The sequence below is a fragment of the Kitasatospora sp. NPDC058444 genome (genome assembly GCF_042721415.1).
Classification (GTDB): Bacteria; Actinomycetota; Actinomycetes; order Streptomycetales; family Streptomycetaceae; genus Kitasatospora.
On record NZ_JBHXLL010000016.1, the window covers coordinates 116,830 to 136,883 of the forward strand.

24 protein-coding genes are annotated in these 20,054 nt (G+C 74.1%); 7 read left to right on the top strand and 17 right to left on the bottom strand.

The window, feature by feature from the left end; all coding sequences use genetic code 11:
* Positions 1-3: 3 nt before the first annotated feature.
* Positions 4-888, bottom strand: coding sequence for an NmrA family NAD(P)-binding protein (locus ACFWP2_RS18855; RefSeq protein ID WP_380452629.1), 885 nt, complete (start codon positions 886-888; stop codon positions 4-6).
* Between the two features lie 68 nt (positions 889-956).
* Between ACFWP2_RS18855 and ACFWP2_RS18860 the strand changes: the two genes are divergently transcribed.
* Positions 957-1,490, top strand: coding sequence for a MarR family winged helix-turn-helix transcriptional regulator (locus ACFWP2_RS18860; protein ID WP_380452631.1), 534 nt, complete (start codon positions 957-959; stop codon positions 1,488-1,490).
* A 43-nt stretch (positions 1,491-1,533) separates the two neighbouring features.
* On the opposite strand, the gene ACFWP2_RS18865 is transcribed toward ACFWP2_RS18860, so the two are convergent.
* From ACFWP2_RS18865 to ACFWP2_RS18920, 12 genes are all read right to left on the bottom strand, one after another.
* Entirely contained in the window at positions 1,534-2,760 is a 1,227-nt protein-coding gene (locus tag ACFWP2_RS18865) for a PQQ-binding-like beta-propeller repeat protein (RefSeq protein WP_380452633.1), read from the bottom strand.
* Between the two features lie 105 nt (positions 2,761-2,865).
* The gene (locus tag ACFWP2_RS18870; protein ID WP_380452635.1) at positions 2,866-3,843 is read right to left on the bottom strand and encodes an urease accessory protein UreD; all 978 of its coding nucleotides are present in this window, start codon (positions 3,841-3,843) and stop codon (positions 2,866-2,868) included.
* Positions 3,840-4,460 carry an urease accessory protein UreG gene (gene ureG / locus ACFWP2_RS18875; protein WP_380452638.1) on the bottom strand — a complete coding sequence of 207 codons (621 nt, stop codon included), beginning with the start codon at positions 4,458-4,460 and terminating at the stop codon, positions 3,840-3,842. Before ureG ends, ACFWP2_RS18870 begins: the two co-directional genes overlap by 4 nt.
* Positions 4,461-4,499: 39 nt before the next feature.
* On the bottom strand, positions 4,500-5,231 hold the full coding sequence (locus ACFWP2_RS18880; RefSeq protein WP_380452640.1) for an urease accessory protein UreF: 732 nt from the start codon (positions 5,229-5,231) through the stop codon (positions 4,500-4,502).
* Positions 5,228-6,952: an urease subunit alpha gene (gene ureC, locus ACFWP2_RS18885; RefSeq protein WP_380452642.1), complete on the bottom strand. Its 1,725-nt coding sequence runs from the start codon at positions 6,950-6,952 to the stop codon at positions 5,228-5,230. Before ureC ends, ACFWP2_RS18880 begins: the two co-directional genes overlap by 4 nt.
* Entirely contained in the window at positions 6,952-7,497 is a 546-nt protein-coding gene (locus ACFWP2_RS18890; RefSeq protein WP_380452644.1) for an urease subunit beta, read from the bottom strand. Before ACFWP2_RS18890 ends, ureC begins: the two co-directional genes overlap by 1 nt.
* The gene (locus ACFWP2_RS18895) at positions 7,487-8,356 is read right to left on the bottom strand and encodes a cobalamin biosynthesis protein CbiX (RefSeq protein WP_380452646.1); all 870 of its coding nucleotides are present in this window, start codon (positions 8,354-8,356) and stop codon (positions 7,487-7,489) included. Before ACFWP2_RS18895 ends, ACFWP2_RS18890 begins: the two co-directional genes overlap by 11 nt.
* Positions 8,357-8,359: 3 nt before the next feature.
* Positions 8,360-8,665, bottom strand: a complete 306-nt coding sequence (locus tag ACFWP2_RS18900) for an urease subunit gamma (protein ID WP_350739600.1) — start codon at positions 8,663-8,665, stop codon at positions 8,360-8,362.
* A gap of 150 nt (positions 8,666-8,815) precedes the next feature.
* Positions 8,816-9,010 carry an urea transporter gene (locus ACFWP2_RS18905; protein ID WP_380452649.1) on the bottom strand — a complete coding sequence of 65 codons (195 nt, stop codon included), beginning with the start codon at positions 9,008-9,010 and terminating at the stop codon, positions 8,816-8,818.
* A 40-nt stretch (positions 9,011-9,050) separates the two neighbouring features.
* Complete coding sequence (locus ACFWP2_RS18910; protein ID WP_380452651.1) at positions 9,051-9,197, bottom strand: hypothetical protein; 147 nt, start codon at positions 9,195-9,197, stop codon at positions 9,051-9,053.
* Between the two features lie 248 nt (positions 9,198-9,445).
* The gene (locus ACFWP2_RS18915; RefSeq protein ID WP_380452653.1) at positions 9,446-10,162 is read right to left on the bottom strand and encodes an alpha/beta hydrolase; all 717 of its coding nucleotides are present in this window, start codon (positions 10,160-10,162) and stop codon (positions 9,446-9,448) included.
* Between the two features lie 306 nt (positions 10,163-10,468).
* Positions 10,469-11,230, bottom strand: a complete 762-nt coding sequence (locus ACFWP2_RS18920) for an alpha/beta fold hydrolase (RefSeq protein ID WP_380452655.1) — start codon at positions 11,228-11,230, stop codon at positions 10,469-10,471.
* Between the two features lie 162 nt (positions 11,231-11,392).
* Between ACFWP2_RS18920 and ACFWP2_RS18925 the strand changes: the two genes are divergently transcribed.
* Together ACFWP2_RS18925 and ACFWP2_RS18930 are read left to right on the top strand one after the other, a co-directional pair.
* The gene (locus ACFWP2_RS18925) at positions 11,393-11,926 is read left to right on the top strand and encodes a SigE family RNA polymerase sigma factor (protein WP_380452740.1); all 534 of its coding nucleotides are present in this window, start codon (positions 11,393-11,395) and stop codon (positions 11,924-11,926) included.
* Entirely contained in the window at positions 11,923-12,846 is a 924-nt protein-coding gene (locus tag ACFWP2_RS18930) for a hypothetical protein (RefSeq protein ID WP_380452656.1), read from the top strand. Before ACFWP2_RS18925 ends, ACFWP2_RS18930 begins: the two co-directional genes overlap by 4 nt.
* A gap of 77 nt (positions 12,847-12,923) precedes the next feature.
* Here ACFWP2_RS18930 and ACFWP2_RS18935 read toward each other — a convergent pair whose 3' ends face one another.
* Complete coding sequence (locus ACFWP2_RS18935; RefSeq protein WP_380452658.1) at positions 12,924-14,192, bottom strand: nucleotide disphospho-sugar-binding domain-containing protein; 1,269 nt, start codon at positions 14,190-14,192, stop codon at positions 12,924-12,926.
* A 236-nt stretch (positions 14,193-14,428) separates the two neighbouring features.
* Here ACFWP2_RS18935 and ACFWP2_RS18940 point away from each other — a divergent pair, with 236 nt between their 5' ends.
* Entirely contained in the window at positions 14,429-15,232 is an 804-nt protein-coding gene (locus ACFWP2_RS18940; RefSeq protein WP_380452660.1) for a nucleotidyltransferase domain-containing protein, read from the top strand.
* 110 nt (positions 15,233-15,342) lie between these two features.
* On the opposite strand, the gene ACFWP2_RS18945 is transcribed toward ACFWP2_RS18940, so the two are convergent.
* A complete protein-coding gene (locus ACFWP2_RS18945) occupies positions 15,343-15,846 on the bottom strand; it encodes a hypothetical protein (protein WP_380452662.1) in 504 nt (167 codons plus the stop codon).
* Positions 15,847-16,037: 191 nt separating this feature from the next.
* On the opposite strand from ACFWP2_RS18945, the gene ACFWP2_RS18950 reads away from it, so the two are divergent.
* From ACFWP2_RS18950 to ACFWP2_RS18960, 3 genes are all read left to right on the top strand, one after another.
* The gene (locus tag ACFWP2_RS18950; RefSeq protein WP_380452664.1) at positions 16,038-16,703 is read left to right on the top strand and encodes a DedA family protein; all 666 of its coding nucleotides are present in this window, start codon (positions 16,038-16,040) and stop codon (positions 16,701-16,703) included.
* Positions 16,704-16,828: 125 nt separating this feature from the next.
* On the top strand, positions 16,829-17,992 hold the full coding sequence (locus ACFWP2_RS18955; protein ID WP_380452742.1) for a sensor histidine kinase: 1,164 nt from the start codon (positions 16,829-16,831) through the stop codon (positions 17,990-17,992).
* A complete protein-coding gene (locus ACFWP2_RS18960; protein ID WP_380452666.1) occupies positions 17,983-18,627 on the top strand; it encodes a response regulator in 645 nt (214 codons plus the stop codon). Before ACFWP2_RS18955 ends, ACFWP2_RS18960 begins: the two co-directional genes overlap by 10 nt.
* Here ACFWP2_RS18960 and ACFWP2_RS18965 read toward each other — a convergent pair.
* Both ACFWP2_RS18965 and ACFWP2_RS18970 read right to left on the bottom strand, forming a co-directional pair.
* Positions 18,612-19,121: a hypothetical protein gene (locus ACFWP2_RS18965; protein WP_380452668.1), complete on the bottom strand. Its 510-nt coding sequence runs from the start codon at positions 19,119-19,121 to the stop codon at positions 18,612-18,614. The genes ACFWP2_RS18960 and ACFWP2_RS18965 overlap by 16 nt on opposite strands.
* A gap of 48 nt (positions 19,122-19,169) precedes the next feature.
* Positions 19,170-19,652 carry a YbaK/EbsC family protein gene (locus ACFWP2_RS18970; RefSeq protein WP_380452670.1) on the bottom strand — a complete coding sequence of 161 codons (483 nt, stop codon included), beginning with the start codon at positions 19,650-19,652 and terminating at the stop codon, positions 19,170-19,172.
* Positions 19,653-20,054: the final 402 nt, after the last annotated feature.

Consider the following 20,054-nt stretch of genomic DNA (forward strand, 5'->3'; position numbering starts at 1 on the left):
CCGTCAGAGGTCCCAGGTGCGGGCCGCCGCCCAACTCTCCAGCGACTGCCAGTCGATGTCGGGGTGCTCGGTGTGCAGGGCGTCGAGGTCGATGTCGAGCCCCGTCTCCTGGAAGTACCGGAACATCGTGGCGAGGTCCTCGGAGTAGCCGGCCACGACCGAGAGCGGCACCTCCTCGCAGCGGATCGGCCGGCCGCTCGCCGCGCCGATGGCAGCGGCGATCTGCTCGCCCGTCCGCCACTGGGAGGCGATGTCGATACGTCGCCCCGCGTAGCTGTCGGGCCGGGTGAGGACGTGGGCGGCGAAGGCGCCGATGGTGTCGGCGGCGATCACGGGGAGGGGGACGCCGGGCGACATGGGGAGGTGGAAGACGCCGGCGCGGAGGGATTCGAGGGTCCAGTCGTTGGCGTAGTTGTCCATGAAGGCGGCCGGGCCGAGGACGGTCCAGGGCAGGCCGAGGCCGGCCAGGTGTTGCTCGATCCGGTACTTGCTGTCGAAGTGCGGGATGCCGGTGGAGCGGTCGGCATTGCTGGCGGAGGTGAAGACGACGTGCCGGATGGTGCCGGTGGCCCGGGCCGCGTCCAACAGGGCGATGCCCTGGCGGACTTCGGCGTCCAGGTCGGTGCCGAACGGGGTGGACATCGCGAACAGCGCGCCGGTGCCGTCGAGGGCGGCGGCCACCGAGGCCGGGTCGTCGAAGTCGGCGCGGGCCACCTCGGCGCCGAGGGCGGCGAGTTCGGCGGCGACTGGCGAGCCGGGGTCGCGGGTGAGGGCTCGGACGGGGCGGCCGGCGCGCAGCAGGGCGCGGGCGGTGGCGCCGCCCTGGGCGCCGGTGGCACCGGCGACGGCGACGGGAAGGGAGGCGGCGGAGTCAGTTATCTGCGTCACGCAGACAACATAGAGAGGGATCTCTGCGTGGCGCAAGCAATTATCGGACAGCCGGTTACCCTTCCCCCATGACGACGACCCGCGACGAACTGATGGCCCGGCTGTGGCCGGTCTCGCGCCGCTACCTGGCCTCGTACGTGCTGTTCAACCAGGCCGTCGCCGACCACCTGGGCATGCACTCGACCGACGTCCAGTGCCTCAACTTGCTCACCCTGGAGGACGGGCCGGTCACCACCAGCCGGATCGCCGAGCTCACCGGGCTCACCAGCGGCTCGGCCACCCGGCTGGTCGACCGGCTGGAGAAGGCCGGGCTGGTCACCCGGCAGCGGGACGAGGCGGACCGGCGGCGGGTGCTGGTCGCGGTCCTCCCCGAGGCGCTGGAGCGCTTCGGGGCGGTATGGCGCGAGCTTTCCACCGACTGGGCGGCCGTCTTCGCCGAGGACAGCGAGGAGGAACTCGCTTTCCTGCTCCGGCACATGAACCGCACCGTCGAGCTGAGCCACCGGCAGGTGGCCCGGCTGGCGGCCATGGAATCGGGCGCGTCGGACGAGTCGGGCAGGTCGGACGAGCCAGACGAGTCAGCCGAGCCAGGCAGGTCCTGAGCCACCAGGCGCGTCCCGGCCACCGAGCGGCTTCTCAGCCCGGTCAGGCCGACAGCAGCGGCGGCAGGGCGCCGAGCGCGAGGACGCCGGCGCGGCTGGAGCGGTAGACGGTCCCGTCGGCGGCGGCCAGCCGGATCGGGTTTCCTCCTCCGATGTCGCCGCCGGGCGGCTCCGACTGGTCCTGCCAGCGCAGTTCACCCGTCGCGAGGTCGAACGCGTACAGCTGGTCGTCGCCCGCGTCGGCGTACACGCCACCGCCCACGGCAGCGGTCATGGCTGTCGGCCCGGGGTGGCTGCCGACGGGCACGTCGGCCGACCAGCGCCGGTCTCCGGTGTCCGCGTCCAGCGCGAGCAGGCGGGCCCCGCCGAACACGAAGACCGTCCGGTCGGCCGCCGACAGTGGACAGGTCACCCGGCCGTACTGGAAGGAGCCCCAGAGCACCTCTCCGGTCGACCCCTCCAGTGCCGTGACGACCGTGCCGCCCAGCCCCTCGGACGTGTGGAACAGAGCTCCCCGGTGGGCGGTGAGCGGGCCGGTGACGGCCACCTTGCGTTCCCACAGCTGCTCGCCGGTGCGCGCGTCCAGGGCGACGACCCCGGTCGACTCGCCGGCCGCGTACACGGTGCCGCCGTCGAGGGCCAGGGAGTCAGCGAAGAGCACCGGGCCCGTCCAGCGTGGCTTGCCGGTGGCCAGGTCGAAGCAGCGCACGGAGCTCCCGTGCGCCGCGAACACGCTGTCGCCGCTGACGGCGGGGCGTTGCTTCCCGGCGAACTGGGACCAGTAGGGTGCGGCCGCCTCCCAGCGCTGCTCCCCCGACGCCGCGTCCAGGACCCGCAGGTGGGTGTCGGTGGCCACGCACACCGCCCCCTCCCCGGCGGCCAGTGGCCAGCCGCCCTGCTGCTCGGCGTCGTGGGGCGTGCTGACGGAGTGGCTCCAGCGGACTTCGCCGGTGCGCAGGTCGAGGGCTCGCACGCTGCTGTCGAACCCGGACACGTAGAGGGCCTGTTGACGGCCGGTGGAGAGCTCCAGCCGCCCGCTCGCGGCGGTCGTCTGCCAGAGCCGCGGGCCGTGGGAGTTCCTCCGGCGGACCCATTCGTTGACACCCGCCGCGGCCGCGAGGGTACCCAGGCCCGCGACGCCCATCAGCAGCTTCCGGCGGCTGACCAGGCGCCGGGCCGGCCGGGCCGGCGGCAGCGACTCGGCCGGCGCACCGTCCGCCACGGCCTCCGGCAGGTCATCCGGCACGACCTCGCGCGTCCCGTCCGACACGGCATCCCGTCTCGCATCCTCGTTCACGCCAGACAGGACTTCGCACCCCGCCCCAGGGTTGTACCGGATCCGGAAGAAGATCACGAGTGGCCCCGGCCGCCGCCGCTACGTCTTCCGCAGCTCCGGCGCCGGCGCCCCGATCAGCAGCCGCCGCACCGCGTCCCAGGCCCCGCGCATGGCGGCCGCGCAGGCCCGGGTGTCGGAGCCGAGGAGGCGCAGCCAGGCTCCGCTGTCCTGCGGCAGCACGCTCACGCCGTACAGCAGCGAGCGGTCCCGGTCGGCCACCGCCTCGTGCAGCACGTCCGCGATCCGGCCCGCCGGGGCGAGCGGGCTGAGGACGTACAGGCTGGACATCACGTCGTGCCCGGCCAGCACCGCCGGCCCGGTGACTCCTCCGCCGCCGGTCGGCGCGGGCTCCAGCCGTACCGTGTCCAGCGCCACCAACTCGCCGCCCGGGCGCCGCACTTCGAGGTCGGAGGCGAACACCCGGTAGGCGTTGCGTTCACCGCGGGCGAGCCGGCCGGCCAGGACGGTCTCACCGGCCAGCACCGTCGCGTCCCGGTCGACGGTGAGGACGGTCCGCTGGTAGAGCCGCGAGTCGACGAAGGGGATCACCGGCTCGGGCAGGTACTCGACGTAGGCGCGCGGGCCGGCCGTCAGGTTGACCAGCTGCGTCGCGTAGTCGTGTTCCATCCGGTAGACCTTGGTGGCCGCCTGGGTGGTCAGGTGGACGGCCGTGTCGGCGCCGCAGTGCAGGTCGGTGCGGAGCCGGTCGGCCTGGAGGATCCCGCCGCCGGTGGACATCAGGAACGTGACGGCGAGGTCGGGGCGGGCCGGGTCGAAGTACAGCGGGCGCATGATCTGCAACGGCGACTTCTGGTAGTGGCCGGTGAGTTCGGTGCGCCCGGCGACCTTCTCGAAGGCCAGCTCCAGCAGCCCGACCTTGCCGGGACGCCCGACCCCGAGGGTGTCGGGCGTCCCGGCGTGGCGCCGGACCTCGTACGGGACGCGGGCAGGCTCGTAGTGCCGGGGGTCGAGCCGGGGCACCGCCCGTTCCGCCGCCCGTTCCGCCGCCACGGTCACGCCGGGACCTTGCGGAAGGTCTCCAGGAAGGCCGCGATCTCCTCCAGCCCCTCCCCCGTCAGGCAGTTGGTGAGCACCACCGGACCGCCCTCGCGCACCCGGCGGGCGTCGGACTCCATCACCCCGAGGTCGGCGCGGACGTACTGGGCGATGTCGATCTTGTTGATGACCAGCAGGTCCGACTCGGTGATGCCCGGGCCGCGCTTGCGGGGCATCTTCTCCCCCTCGGCGGTGTCGAGGACGAAGAGGAAGAGGTCCACCAGCACCGGGCTGAAGGTCAGCGTGAGGTTGTCGCCACCGGACTCGAACAGCAGGGTGTCGACGTCCGGGAAGCGCTCCAGCATCTCGGCGCCGGCCGCGAGGTTCATCGTCGGATCGTCCCGGACGGCGGTGTGCGGGCAGGCGCCGGTCTCCACGCCGACCACCCGCTCGGGGTCCAGCACCCCGGCCAGGGTGCGCCGCACGTGCTGGGCGTCCTCCTGGGTGTAGATGTCGTTGGTGACGACCGCCGGGCGGTGGCCTCGGGCGATCAGCACCGGGACGAGCGCCTCGATCAGCGCCGTCTTGCCGGACCCGACCGGCCCGCCGATGCCCACGCGGAGCACGTTCTCGGTCATGCTGCCTGGTCTCCTCTGCTTGCTTGCGTACGAAGGGGTTCAGCTCGCGAACAGCCGGGCCTCGGCCCGCTCGTGCCGCCCGGACATCGCGTCCGCGACCGGCACGCAGCCGCCGAGATCCGCCAAGTCCCTTGCCAGGGCGGCGAAGACGACCTCCCGGATCACCGGAGAGGCCGCCCGCAGCACCACCTGCGCCTTGCGGTGATCGGTCAGCCGGAGCCGCAGCGCCGCGCCGACGAAGCTGGCGCAGAAGGCGAACAGGTCGCTGGTGACGGCCTGTTCGACCGGAACGCCGGCCGAGGCGTAGGCCACCCCGGCCGCCACCGCCTGACAGCCGGGGGCCCGCTTCTCGGCGACCAGTTCGGCGTACCGCTCCAGCGGCCCGCCGCCCACCGACTCCCGGGCGATGTCCAGGAGTTGGCGGCCGGTACGGGTGGAAGCCAGGCGCAGCTCACGGTTGAGCCTGGTGGCGTGCAGCCGCCGGTCGGTCTCGGCCAGCAGCTGCCAGTCCCCGGCCGAGGCCGCCCGGTGGGCCAGCACCAGGGCCGTGGCGTCGGACGGTCCGACGCCGTGCCGCAGCAGGTCGGCGAGCAGTGCCGGCAGGGTGTCCGGGGTGACGGCCTTGGCCTGGGCGTAGCCCTCCAGCCCGTGCGAGAGGGTGTAGAAGCCGCTGGGGAAGGCCGAGTCGGTCAGCTGGAGGCAGACCAGCAGCGCGTCCAGGCCACCAGGGCCGCCCGAGCCGCCCGGCCGGTCTTCGGAGACCCTGCTCATGCGAGGTAGAACAGGTGGTTGAGCGGCAGTTCGCGGGCCGGTTCGATGGTGGCGGGCTCACCGTCCAGGGTGACCCTGTACGTCTCCGGGTCGACCGCGATCTTCGGCAGCGCGTCGTTGCGCACCATGTGCTGCTTGCCGACCGAGCGGCACCGCCGCACCGGCAACACCCGGCTCTCCAGCCCGAGTCGGGCCGGAACCCCGAGGTCGACGGCGGCCTGCGACATGAAGGACACCCGGGTGGCCTGCCGGGCCCGCCCGTACTGGCCGAACATCGGGCGGTAGTAGACCGGCTGCGGGGTGGGCAGCGAGGCGTTCGGGTCGCCCATCAGCGCCCAGTTGATCACGCCGCCCTTGATGACCATCTTCGGCTTGGCGGCGAAGGAGTTGATCGGCCAGAGCACGATGTCGGCGAGCTTGCCGGGCTCCAACGAGCCGATGTGGTCGGCGGTTCCGGAGGCGACGGCCGGGTTGATGGTGAGCTTGGCGAGGTAGCGCAGGACGCGGACGTTGTCGTTGCGCTCGCTGTCGCCGGCCAGCTTGCCGCGCTGGTCCTTGCAGTGGTGGGCGGTCTGGAAGGCGCGGGTGAAGGACTCGCCGATCCGGCCCATCGCCTGTGAGTCGGAGGAGAGGATCGAGATCACGCCCTCGTCGTGCAGCACGGTCTCGGCGGCGATGGTCTCGGCGCGGACCCTGGAGTCGGCGAAGGAGACGTCCTCGGGGATGCTGTGGCTGAGGTGGTGGCAGACCATCACCATGTCCAGCAGCTCGTCCACGGAGTTGACGGTGTAGGGCAGCGTGGGGTTGGTGGAGGACGGCAGCACGTTGGGCTCGCCGGCGATCCGCATGATGTCGGGGGCGTGGCCGCCGCCCGCGCCCTCGGTGTGGAAAGTGTGGATGGTGCGGCCGTCGATCGCGGACAGGGTGTCCTCGAAGTAGCCGGACTCGTTGAGGGTGTCGGTGTGGATGGCCACCTGCACGTCGTACTCGTCGGCGACGCTCAGCGCGCTGTCGATCGCGGCCGGGGTGCTGCCCCAGTCCTCGTGCACCTTGAGTCCGCACGCGCCCGCCTCGACCTGCTCGCGCAGCGCGCCGGGCAGCGAGCCGTTGCCCTTGCCGAGCAGGCCGACGTTGACCGGCAGGTCCTCGACCGCCTGGTACATCCGGTGGATGTTCCACGGGCCGGGGGTGCAGGTGGTCCCGTTGGTGCCGTCGGACGGGCCCGTGCCGCCGCCGATCAGGGTGGTGATGCCGTTGCTCAGCGCCTCCCGCACCTGCTGCGGGGAGATGAAGTGGATGTGGGTGTCGATGCCACCCGCGGTGGCGATCAGGTGCTCGCCGGAGATCACCTCGGTGCCGGGGCCGATCACCAGCCGCGGGTGGACGCCGCTCTGGGTGTGCGGGTTGCCGGCCTTGCCGACGGCGACGATGAGGCCGTCCTTGACACCGATGTCGCCCTTGACCACGCCGAGCACCGCGTCCATGACGACCACGTTGGTGACGACCAGGTCGAGCGCCCCCTGCAGGGAGGTCGCGGCCGGGTCCTGGGCCATGCCGTCGCGGATGCCCTTGCCGCCGCCGTAGACGGCCTCGTCGCCGTAGTGGCCCTGGTTGAAGTCCTGTTCGACCTCGACCACGAGGTTGGTGTCGGCGAGGTGGAAGCGGTCGCCGACGGTGGGGCCGAAGAGGTCGGTGTACTGCCTGCGGGAGAGGATGGCCATCAGCGGTCGCCTTCCTGGTGGGTCTCCGGGTGGAGGTCCCGTGGCCGGTCCTCCCTGTGGTCGAGCTCGTGGTCGGGTTTGTGGTCGGGCTTGTGGCCGGGTTTGTGGCCGGGCTTGTGGTCGAGCCTGTGGTCGGGCTTGTGGCCGGGTTTGTGGTCGGGCTTGTGGTCGAGGTTGGTGCCCTTGAAGCCCCGGGCGACGGCCCGGTCGAGGGCGCGGGCCCTGGTGCCGGGGGCGGTGATGCCCCCGTCCACGAGGTTGGCGAAGCCGACCAGGCGGCGGTGGCCGCCGAACTCGGCGAGCGTGACGTCCTTGGTGTCACCGGGCTCGAACCGGACGGCGGTGCCGGCCGGGATGTCCAGGTGCTTGCCGAAGGCGGCGTTGCGGTCGAAGTCGAGGGCGCGGTTGGCCTCGAAGAAGTGGTAGTGGGAGCCCACCTGGATCGCCCGGTCGCCGGTGTTGCTGACCGTGACGGTGGCCTTGGCGCGGCCGGCGTTGATCTCCACGGGGTCCTCGCCGTACAGGTATGCGGCGCTACCGGACATGGCCGGCCTTCCTCTCTGCCGGATCGGTGGGGGTGGGTGCGTGTTCCCGGGTGTGGCCGACGTGGTCCTGCTCACCCGGACGCTGGCTGTGCGGGCCCGGGCCGTGGCCGTGCTCGCCCGGGCCGTGGCTGTGCGCGTAGCCGTGCCCGTGCTCGGCGCCGAGGCCGGCCAGGATGCCGTCCTCCCCGTGCCCGAGCAGGTGCAGCGCCGCGGCCGTCCGGGCCGCGACCACTCCGGCGACGGCGGACGGCCGCAGCAGCGGACCGCCGTCGCGTACGCCGGGCAGTGCGGTGCGCAGGGCCGGCCCGAAGGAGGCCGGAACGGCCGTCACCTCGCGGGCGCCGAGCAGGCGGCAGCGTTCGGCGCCCTCGGCCGGGTCCGGGTCGCCGCCGTCGAAGGCGACCTCGACCCAGCGGTGCCGGCCGTACTGGCGGGCGAGGCGCGCGATCCGGAACAGCTCGGCGTCCTCGAACGGGCCGGCCGCCGGGGCGGTGACCAGCACCGCGCCGCCGGGGGCGGTGCCGGCCGCGGCGCGGAGCCAGCCGATCAGGTGGTCGGCGACGGCGAAGGGGGCGGTCAGCGCGAGGCGTCCGCGGGCTTCCCCCGCGGCCATCCAGCGCAGCGCCCGGGCGGTGTCGGAGACCAGCCCGGGGTCGCGGCCGAGCGTCATCGGCACGACGCACACCGGTCCGTCGCCCGCCGTGGCGAGTGCCGACCGTACGGCCTCGGTGAGCGGACGGCCGGCGGGGGCGGCGGCGCGCACGGTGGACTCGCGGGCCACCAGGGCGGCGAGGTCCCGTCCACCGTCGCTCTCGTGTCCGCCGGCCAGCACCACGGTGGCGGTCTGGGTCCGGGTCATCGCTCAGGCACCCACCGGGTCGTGGCAGGAGACCAGCTTGGTCCCGTCCAGGAACGCCGCCTCGACCTGGAGCAGCGGGAGCATCTCGCGCACGCCGGGCATGACGTCCGCGCTGCCGACGACCTGCTTGCCGATCTCCATGCACTCGGCGACGGTGCGGCCGTCCCGGGCACCCTCCATGATCGCCTCGCTGATCAGCGCGCAGGCCTCGCTGTAGTTCAGCTTGACGCCGCGGTCGCGGCGTTTGCGGGCCAGATCGGCGACGACGTAGATGTACAGCTTGTCCATCTCGCGCGGCGAGAGATTCACGGGTGTCACTCTTCCTTTCCGAGAATCCGATGAATTTCGGGGATCGCTCGATCGGGGCCATCGACCTGCCGATCGTGCGGAAATTCCGGGAGAACAGGGAAGTGCGGGAAGTGCGGGAAGTGCGGGAGTTCCGGGAATCCGAATGCGGCGTCAGATCCGGCGCAGGCGCGGGACGGCCGGCGCCGCCGCCAGGAACAGCATCGTGGTCAGCACGAACGGCCAGGTGAAGGCGTGGCCGCCGAAGGGCGCGCAGACCGCGTCGAGCGCCGGGGTCAGCACGGTCGCACCCGCGGCGCCGACCAGGGCGTAGGCCCCGCCCGTACGCGACGGCGGTGGAGACGGCACTGCCCAGCAGTCCGTAGAGGCCGTACTGCCAGCCGGCGGCTCACAGTGCGGCCACGAAGAGGATTCCGCAGACGACGGACGGCATGAAATCGACCTGCGCGACGCCGCGCAGCACTTCCGCGACCACCCTGCCGGATATCGGACGAGTCGCCACCGAGGCGCTCTCCCCACCCTGTTGCAAACCCATGCTGCGCACCATTTTCCGGTACGGCCGGCCGGCCTGGAAGCCGGCCCCGGCGATTCCTCCGGAACCGTACTCCTACGGATTGCGAAGTCCAGGGGGCGCGGGGTGTTACGTCAAATCCACGAAGGGTGACCACCGGGCCGCTGAGCTGCAACAATCTGTTGAAATCGGCGTCGGTCGCGTTCGTTGCAGGGAGAAATCCTTTGCGAAGTTTTACTGACGGTTGGCATCGGTGCCGACCGGGCCCGTGCTCACTCCGCCCGGCCCAGATGCCGCGCCAGGAACCGTTCGGAGGACTCCAGTTCGAGCTCCGGGACCTCCAGATGGCCCCCGGGGTTGGCGTGCAGGGTCTTCTCCCGCGAGCCCAGCGCGCCGAACAGCGCCAGCGCCCCCTCGCGCGGGACCAGCGCGTCGTCCCACTGGAGGAGGAACTCCACCGGCACACCGACCCGCCCCGCCGCCTCGGTCTGCGACGCGTGCCCCGTCAGCCCGAACACCGCGGCGGCGACGCGCGGTTCGGCCGCCGCCAGCGGGATGCCGACCACGCTCCCCAGCGACAGCCCCCAGAACCCCACCGGGCCGAGGCCCTCCGCCCGCTCGTCCAACGCGTCCAACGCGTCCAGCACGGCCACCCACTCCGGCACCGCCCGCTCCGCGAGCGCCGCCGTGTGCCGCGCCACCCACGCGCTGACCGGCCGGCCCGCCGCGATCAACTCCCCGATCTCGGTGGCGAACCGCTCGTCCTGCGCGCTGCGCGGCCGCTCCCCGTGGCCCGGCGCGTCCAGCGCCACCGCCGCGAACCCGAGCCTCCGCACGCACCGCCGAGCCCGGTCCACCGACCCCGGCCCCAGCTTGTGCTGACCGCCGCCGTGGCCCAGCAGCACCAACGGCCGCCCGCCGAGGGGCAGTCCGTCCGGCTGCCAGAGCACACCGGGCACGCCGTCGAGGATGAAGCGACGCTGTGTCACGCCGTCCGCGCTGGATTCCGAAGTGAAGTGCACTCCGCCATCATGGCCCCGGGCACACGTTCGAGCCCCGGCTTTTCCGTGGTGCCACCGGAACGACCGCTGCCGGACCCTTCAGCCGTCGGACCAACCGGGCGGAGTGCCGATCGTGTTCAACGGACTGCACGACGTCGACCGGGCGCCGGCCCGGCCGACGCCGACGCCACTACCGCCACCGCCACCGCCCCCGCACAGGAAGTCGGGCGGGCCGACTTTCCACGCCGGGGCGGGCCCGGCGGGGCCCGTCCGGGGCTCCGGTGCCGGCAGCCGCTACGGGGCGGCCGGGACGGGCTCGCGGAGGAAGGCGAGGAGGAGGGCGGTGGTCTCGGCCGGGCGCTCCAGGCTGGGGAGGTGGCCGGCCCACGGGAGTTCCTGGTGGCGGGCGTCGGAAAGGAGGGTGGGCAGGGTGGCGGCGATGTCCCGGAAGTCCGGGAAGTCGTGGGCGCCGGCCACGGCCAGGGTGGGGGCGGTGACGCGGCCGAGGTCGACCTCCTCGCGGTCGGGGCCGACCGTCGCCTCCATCTGGACGTCGAACGCGTGGCGCTGCATCCGGCGGACGCTCGCACGCGTCTGCTCGTCGGCCTCCGGGCCGAGCCAGGACTCGACGTTCAGCTCGACCGCCGCGTCGATGTCCCCGGCCTCGATCAGCTCGTCCTCGCGGCCGCCGAAGGCGCGCAGCGTGTCACTGGGCTGGTGTCCGGGCATGCCCGCGCCGAGCAGGACCAGCCTGGTGACCGCCTCGGGGCGCAGCGCGGCCGCCGTCAGGGCGATCCGGCCGCCGTGGGAGGCGCCGACCAGGGCGGCGGTCTCGATGCCCAGGTGGTCGAGCAGGGCCAGGACGTCCCCGGTGTCGCTGTACGGGGCGTCCGCGAGCGGCGTGTCGCCGAAGCCGCGGAAGTCGCAGCGGACCACCCGGTACCCGGCGTCGATCAGCGGCTGCCACTGCGCGTCCCACATCCGCCGGTCGCACACCGAGGAGTGCAGCAGCACCACGGCGGGCCCACTGCCTGCTACATCATGAGAAATGATCATCAGGCGGATGGTAGCGCCCGCGCCGCCGTTCCCCAAGCGATTTGAAGTCGCCACATCAGGTCGCCACATCGGGTCGCCCCAGCACGTCGGTCGCAGCACCCGGTAAGCGCTTCCGGCCGCCCCCGGGCTCTGGACGGGTGAAGGAGGTGCTCGAAGGTGCTCATGGGAGAAGCGAAGAGCGATCGGGACGACGGGTTCCAGGCGTTCATCGTCGCGGCCTGGCCCCGCCTGGTGCGCACGGCGTACCTGCTGGCCGGCGAACAGTACGCGGCCGAGGACCTGGTGCAGTCCGCCGCCGAGAAGGCCTGCGCGGCCTGGCCGAAGGTGCGCCGGGCCGACGATCCGTACGCCTACGTGCGGCGGATCCTGGTCAACCAGCACGCCCGCCGCTGGCGCCGCCGGGCGCCGGAGCTGCTGGTGGACGCGGTGCCGGACACGGCGGGGGTGGAGGACGGCTTCGCCCGGTCCGACCAGCGCGGGGCCCTGCTGGCCGCGCTGGCCACCCTGCCGCCGCGCCAGCGCGAGGCGGTGGTGCTGCGGCACTGGGAGGACCTGAGCGACAGCCAGACGGCGGCGGCCATGGGGTGCTCGGCGGGCGCGGTGCGCAGCCATGCGGCGAAGGGCATCGCGCGGCTGCGCCAGGTCACGGCGCTGGTGGAACTCAAGGACACGACACGGATCGGAGGAATGGCATGAACCGGGAGCCGGACGGGGTGGGCGCGGGCGTGGACGGCGGCGAGGACCTGTGGGTGGGGCTCGGCCTGGCCGAGGCGGCGGCCGGCGCGCGGATCGGCCCGGCGCCGGTGGCGGACATCGTCGCGGGCGGCCGCCGACTGCGGCACCGCCGCCGTACGGTGGTCGGCGCCGTGGCGCTGGCCGTGGCGGTGGCCGCGACCGGCGGGACGCTGGCGCAGCTGCGCCCCGGGCCGACGCCCGCGCACGGGACCGGCCCTGCGGGCGTCGGCGCCGTGCTCGAACCGGCTCCCGCGGCCGCGACGAGCGCCGCCTCCGCGGTACGGGACCCGCTCACCCCGGTCCGGGTGCTGCTCGGCCAGGGCCGGACCCCGGACGGCAAGCCGTGGCAGCTGTGGGAGGCGCTGTGGCCGCAGGCCCCGCGGGAGCGCGCGTTCGAGCAGGCCACGGCGGTGTGGGAGGAGCGCAGCAGGTACGACTCGGCGATCGCCAGGCCGACGGAGGAGTACGTCCAGCGGTACTGGCAGCCGGACTCCGACGTCACCGACGTCTACTTCACGGTGGACGGGGTGCGGCTCAGCCATGACTCCGAGGGCACCCGCGCGGCCCCGGGCAAGGTCGACCCACGCGACCGGACCGTCTTCGGCGGCGGCCTGGTCGGCCACCGGGGCAAGGGCGACACCGTGGCCCCGCTCGACGTGGTGCTGCTCTCCCTCGGCCCGGACGTCGGCCGGGTGGTGGTGACCTGGGCGGACGGCAGCACCACCGAGCCGGCGCCCGTCACCGTGGCCGACTCCCCCATCCGGGCGATGGTGGTGGCCCGCCCGGGGACGATGCGGGCGAAGTCCTGGGAGTTCTTCGACAAGGACGGCGCCAGGCTCCCGGACGCCGGAGCCGCGTACCTGACGGAGCCCGCCTCCTGAGGCGGACAGGAGGAGGATGAGGGGGTCGAGGGGAGTGGGAAGTCGGCCGGTCCGACTTCCCACTCCTCGACCGCCCCTCAGCCCAGCAGGAGCTTCGCGGCCACCTCCGCGCCGTCCGTGCGGATGTCGGCGGCGAGGGCGGCGGCGCGCCCGCGGGTGCCGGGGGCGAGGGCCCGGCGCAGGGCGGCGGCGAGGGACTCGCTGGTCGGGGTCGGGCCGTCGTGGGCGACGCCGATGCCCAGGTCCGCCACCCGCGAGGCCCAGTAGGGCTGGTCCACGATCTGCGGGACCAGCACCTGCGGCGTACCGGCCCGGGCGGCCGTGGTGGTGGTGCCCGCGCCGCCGTGGTGGACCACGGCCGCGACCTTCGGGAACAGCGCCTGCTGGTTGACCTCGCCGACCGCGAAGCAGTCCTCTGCCCCGTCCACCTCGGCCAGTCGGGCCCAGCCGCGGCCGAGCAGCACCCGCCGGCCCTGCGCCCGGACCGCCGCGACGGCGACCCGGGCGGCGTCCGCCGGGTCGCGCAGCGGCATGCTGCCGAAGCCGACGTACACCGGCGCCTCGCCGGCCGCCAGGAAGGCCGACAGGTCGGCGGGCAGCGGGCGTTCGTCCGGCAGGATCCACGCGCCGGTCTGCGTCACCGCGGGCCAGGCCGCGCCGGCCGCTCCCTCGTCCCGGCCGCCCCCGTCACCCTCGCCGCCCCCGCCGGGCTCGCCCGGGCTCGCCCACGGGTCGAGCAGCGGGTCGGTGGCCAGCCACGGCCGTCCGGTGAGGACGAGGTCCCGGACGTTGGCGGCCTCCGGCAGCCCGACGGCCGCCCGGCGGGTGTTGACCGCCACGCCGAACAGCGCGTTCATCGTCCCGATGTCGAGCTCCCACAGTTCCCGCGGGTCCGTCACCTCCGGCGGGTACGGCAGCATCGGGTACTCGAACGGCCGGTGCTGCGGGGAGGGCAGCATGGTCGGCTGGAGGGCGACGCACGTGAAGCGGGCGCCCAGTTGCTCGGCCGCCGCCTGTGCGCCGGCCACCGCCGGGAACAGGCCGGTGGCCACGACCGCACCGCCCGGCTCGGCCGCCGCGAGCACCGCCGCGTGGAACTGCTCGACCAACCGGGCGGCGCGCCGGGGCAGTTCCGAGGGCGCCGGGGGCGGCCCGCTGACCAGCGAGCGCACCGACTCCCCGACCGGCACCAGCTCCACCCCGGCCTCGGCCAGCCGGGCCGCGAACTCCTCGTCCGGCGGCGCGCACACCAGCGCCTCGGCGCCCAGTTCCCGCAGCCGCAGCGCCAGCGCGGCCATCGGCTCGACGTCCCCGCGCGACCCGTACGTCGCCAACACCACTCGCACTTCGTGACTCCCCGTTCTGCGGATCGCGTCCTTGAGTCGGTGATTCTGCGGCAGTACCGGGGCCTTGTGGCAAGGCCCCCCGTGCGCTATACGTTGAGAGTGGCGGGGAGTGGGTGCACCTCCGCGAACGCCACCGCGCGCGCCGGCGCGAACCGCGCCGCGGCCCCCGACACGGACACCGCCGCGACACCGGAATTCCCCGGCCCGGCGCCGAACCGCCTGCCAGACTCTCCCCCATGCGCGCGATCATCGAGAACATGGCCGGTCAACTCGCCCGCGTGCCGGGCGTGGTGGGGGTGATGCTCGGCGGGAGCCGGGCCCGGGGCGAGGGGCGGCCGGGGTCTGACTGGGACCTCGGGGTGTACTACCGGGGCAGCCTCGACCTCGACGCGCTGCGGACGCTCGCCGGTCCGGAGGTCGAGGTGGCCGGCCCGGGCGGCTGGGGTCCGTGGGTGAACGGCGGGGCGTGGCTGCGGGTCGACGGGGTCGCCGTGGACTGGATCCTGCGGGACCTCGACCGGGTCGGACGGGTGTGGGCGGACTGCCGCGAGGGCCGCTACGAGGTGGGGACGCAGGCCGGCCACCCGCTCGGCTTCTGGTCGCCCTGCTACCCGGGCGAGGTCGCCCTCGGTCAGCCACTGGCCGACCCCACCGGGGAGTTGGCGCGACTCAAGCGGCAGACCGCCGACTACCCGGAGCCGCTGCGCGGGGCCCTCACCGCGGCCGCCTGGGAGGCCGGCTTCCTGCTCGACACCGCCGCGAAGAGCGCCGAGCGCGCCGACGCCCTGCACGTCTCGCTCTGCCTGTCGCGCGCCGTCGGCATCCTGGTCCAGGCCCTCCACGCCCACCACCGCCGCTGGTGCCTCAACGAGAAGGGCGCCCTGGCCGTGGCGGAGCAACTACCCGACACCCCGAAGGACTTCGGCAGCCGGGCGCGCGGCCTGCTCGCCGCGCCCGGCGGGTCGGCGGCCGAGCTGACGGCCACCGTCGCCGGGGCCCGGGAACTGTCCCGGGAAACCGTGGCCGCACTGAGTCGCTGAGCCGCCGAGTCACCGAACCCTTGAACCGCTGAACCCTGAGCCGGACACCGGACACCGGACACCGGACCGGCCGGCTTCCCATGCCGAACACCGCTGTGCGCGAAGGAGGTTCAGCCTCCGAGCCCACCCGCGGTACGCGGATCGTCGGCGGCCGCGACCTCGGCGGCCACCGCCATCACCTCCCGCACCCAGGCCCGCGCCGCCTCCGCCGGCCACGCGCCGAGGCAGTCCGGACAGCCGGCCTCGTCGACCGCCGCCACGAACCGCCGCTCCGCCTCGGTCGCGTTCCCGCTCGTCCAGTGCCAGTCCTCGGCGGCGACGTCACCGGGCGCGACCTCCCCGGACAACAGCTCGACCGCCGTCTCGTACATCCGGCAGCGCTCGACGAGTTCCTCGTCGAGGACCGGCAGACCGAGCTCGTCCATCGCCTGCCGCAAGAGCTCCGCCAGCTCGCCCGAGCGCTCACCCCGACCCGGCCGCCCGGCCAGCTCGCAGAGCGCGGGTGAATCCCCGCCGACTCCCCGCGCCAGCAGTTCGGCGGCCGCCATCGGCAGGTCCTCGGGGAAGACCCGCCCGGCGGCGTGCCGCCAGGCCAGGGTGAAGGCTTCGTTCATGGCGACATCCTGACAAGACGACCGCGGCCGGCGCCACCCGGTTGTCCACCGCCCTGCGGGAAACCGCGGGGTGCGGTGCTGCGGCTTTCCGCAGGAGGATCGCCGGAAACCCGCATACCGCCACTGACCTGCGGTTTCTAGCGTGGAGTCAGCCGGGGACGAGCAGTCCCCCGACCACTCTGGAGCCCCGTATGCAGCACACCGTCCTCGCCATCGCCCAGCAGCCCGCCGACGGATTCGCCGGCTGGGCGGCCGATCTGGTGGACACCCTGGGCGGCCCCGGGGCCGGCCTGGCCATCGCGTTGGAGAACCTGTTCCCACCGCTGCCCAGCGAGGTGATCCTGCCGCTGACGGGCTTCGCCGCCGGGCAGGGCGTGATCAGCCTCGCCTCCGCACTGACCTGGACCACCCTCGGTTCGGTCGCCGGGGCCGTCGTCCTCTACTGGCTGGGCGCCCTGTTCGGCCGGGAGCGGATGCACGCGATCTGGGCCCGGCTGCCGCTGGTCAAGGCCTCCGACCTGGAGCGCACCGAGGCCTGGTTCGCCCGGCACGGGACGAAGGCGGTGCTGCTGGGCCGGATGGTGCCGATCTTCCGCAGCCTGATCTCGGTGCCGGCCGGGGTCGAGCGGATGCCGCTGCCCGCGTTCGTCATGTTGACCACGATCGGAAGCCTGGTGTGGAACAGCGTGCTGGTGATGGCCGGATTCCTGCTCGGGGACCGCTGGGACACGGTGGAGACGTACGTCGGCCTGCTCTCCAAGGCGGTCCTGGTGGTCGTCGCGGTGGCCGTGGCCGGGTACGTCGTGATGCGCTGGCGCGGGCGCAACAGCGCCGCCCAGCACCGCCGCGCCCGGTGACCGCCCCGGCCGCCCCGGCCGGCGACACGGTCCTCGAAGCCCCCGTCGACCCCGCACCCACCGACCGCACCAGCCCCGAACGCACCGACCGCACCAACCGCACCGGCCCCGTAAGCTCGGACCCCGTGCAGGGGGATGGAGCAGAGACCACGTCATGGCCGCGCCGCGCCGCGGGAGTTCTGCTCGGCTGCCCGAGCGCCCTGCTCGCCGCGCTGTACCTGCTGCTGGCCGGCGCCGTCCTCGGCCCGTTCCTGCTCTGGCCGCGCACCCGCCCGTACGCGGTGCCGGGCCTGCTGTCCGGGGTGCGCCGGCTGGCCGCCCTGGAGCGGGCCCGGCGCAGGGCGTTCTTCGGCGACCGCTTCCCCCGCCACTACCGGGCGGACGACCGCAGGCTGCTGCGCTACCTGGTGGTGCGCAGCGGCAACGGGCTGGTCGCCGGGGTGGTGCTCGGCCTGCTGGCCTTCGGGCTGGTGCTGGCCGTGCTGCTGGTGGGCGGGGTGGTGCGCGGCTCACTGGGCTGGGAGGAGCTGGCGACCCAGGTGGTGCTCGGCGGGGTGCTGCTCTTCCTGGCCGTGCAGGGCCTGTTCTCGCTGGCCGCGCTGGACGCCCGGACCGCCCGGGAGTGCTTCGGGCCGTCCGAGGCCGAGCTGCTGCGCCGCCGGATCGCCGAACTCGCCGACAGCCGGGCCGCGGTGGTGCGGGCGGTGGACACCGAGCGGCGGCGGATCGAGCGGGACCTGCACGACGGCGTTCAGCAGCGGGTGGTGGCGCTGGCGATGCTGCTCGGCCGGGTGCGGCGGGGCCTGGACCGCCACCAGAAACCGGAGCGGACGGAGGCGCTGCTGCGCCAGGCACACCGGGAGGCGCAGGAGGTGCTGACCGAACTGCGCGAGGTGGCCTGGCGGGCGTACCCGTCGGCGCTGGACACCCTGGGCCTGGAGGAGGCGCTGGGCGGGGTGGCCGAGCGGTGCGCCGTCCCGCTGCGGCTGCGCTACGAGGTGGCCGGCCCGCTCCCCGAACCCGTGCGGACCGCGGCCTACTTCGTGGTGTCGGAGTGCGTCACCAACGCGGCCAAGCACTCCGCCGCCTCGGCGGTCTCGGCCCGGGTCGAGAGCGCGGCCGGGCTGCTCACCGTACGGGTGGAGGACGACGGCCGCGGCGGCGCGGATCCGGCGGGCAGCGGCCTGACCGGGCTGCGCGGGCGGGTCGCCGCGCTGGACGGTACCCTCCACGTCCACAGCCCCGTCGGGGGCCCCACCGTCATCACCGCGGAGCTGCCATGCGCGTGACCCTCGCCGAGGACTCGACCCTGCTGCGGGAGGGCCTGGTCCGCCTGCTCGCCGAGGAGGGGCACGAGGTGCTGGCCGCGGTGGGCGACGCGACGGCGCTCACCGCGGCGGTGGCGGAGCAGCCCCCGGACGTCGCGGTGGTGGACATCCGGATGCCGCCGACCCATACCGACGAGGGGCTGCGGGCGGCGGTGGAGATCCGCGAGCGGTGGCCGCAGGTCGGGGTCCTGGTGCTCTCCCAGCACATCGAACGCGGTTACGCGGCACGGCTGTTGGACGCGGGTGCGGAGCGGGTCGGCTATCTGCTGAAGGACCGGGTGGCCGAGGTCGACGAGTTCCTGGACGCCCTGGTGCGGGTCGCGGCGGGCGGCGCGGTGATCGACCCCGAGGTGGTCCGCCAGCTGGTGGGGCGCACCACCCGCACCGACCCGCTGGCCCGGCTCACCCCGCGCGAGCGCAGCGTCCTGGAGGCCCTCGCCCAGGGCTGGACCAACGCCGCCATCGCGCAGCGGCAGCACGTCTCCCTGAGCGCGGTGGAGAAGAACCTCAACGCCGTCTTCGACAAGCTGGACCTGCCCCGCACCACGGACTACAACCGCCGCATCCTGGCCGTCCTGCACTACCTCGGCGCGTAGTCCGCCGCGCCGGCGGGCGCCTCCACCACCTCTTCGACGTCCGCGACGTCACGGACCCAGACGGGGAAGGGCCTGATCGCCGGCTCCTCCCCGTCCGCCTCCTCCGCCTCGTCCGTGATCCTGGTCCAGCCGGGCGCCTCGTCGGCGAGGTAGTCCGCGACGATCGGCCCGAGGTCCGCCACCGGCTCGTACGCGCCGCCGAACGGAAGGTCGTCCGGGCCGACCGAGCCGGTCGAGCACCGCAGCTGCCCGGCCTGGTCGTCGTGCCAGACGTAGAACGTGGCCGGTCCGTCGTGGCCCAGGGCGCGGACCCGTTCCCGGAGCAGGGCGGCGGTGCGCTCGAAGGCGTCCACCACCTCCCGGACGGTCAGCGCCTGCCGGTCCTCGACCTCGGCGCTCAGCCACCAGGTGTTGGTCTCCCACTCCACGGGGTGGTCGTCCGGCTCCAGTGCCAGCGGCTCCTCGGCCAGCTCGGCGATCCACGTCAACAGCATCGCAGCAGTATCCCAGCCCGGCAGGTGCGGTTACCCGGCCGGCTCGGCCTACTCGGCCACCACCGCGGCCGGCGTTCCGCCGGTGACGGCCAGCAGCTCCCGGTACGTCATCGGTACGACGGTGTGCGGGTGTCCGGCGGCGGCCCAGAGCACCTCGTACGCTTCGAGGGCCGTGTCGACCACGGTGCGCAGCCGCGCCGGGTGGCCGGTCGGGGCGACGCCGCCGATGGCCTGGCCGGTGGCCTCGCGGACCTGGGCGGCGGTGGCGCGTTCGATCGGCCCGGTGCCCAGCCGCCCGGCCAGGTGGGCGGTGTCGACCCGGTGGGCGCCGCTGGTCATCACCAGCAGCGGCGCGCCGTCGCAGATGAACACCAGGCTGTTCGCGATGGCGCCGACCTCGCAGCCGAGCGCGGCGGCGGCCTCGGCGGCGGTGCGGGCGGAGTCGGGCAGGACGCGGATCTCGCCGGGGACACCGGCCGCCGCCAGCGCTTCGGCGACGGCCTGACTGCGGGTGGGGAGGGAGGAGGTCATCGGCCCATCATGCCTTCCACGGCGACGGCCGTCCGCCGACCCCCTGGGCGCACCCCTGGGCGCACGCACCCCTGAGCGCACCCCTGAGCGCACCCCTGGGCTTCGCGCCGGGGCGTCACACAGTTTTCACACCCCGGCCATCCGCCGGCCGTGCGCCTCGCCGACACTGTGTCGAGCGGGTCCGGAACCGCCTGCTCCGCATACGTACGGTCAACGACCGCATGACGTTGTGTTGACCTCGTGCGCAAGCGCGGCCGAGACGGCGAACGGGTTATCACTCCAATCACACGGTATGACTAGTATCGCTTCGTCAAAAAACCGTGCCCCGGACGGCCCGCCCCCTCACCGGCCGGCCGCCAGCCTCAAGGAGTCAGCTCTGCGCGCGCGTGCGAATCGGCGGCC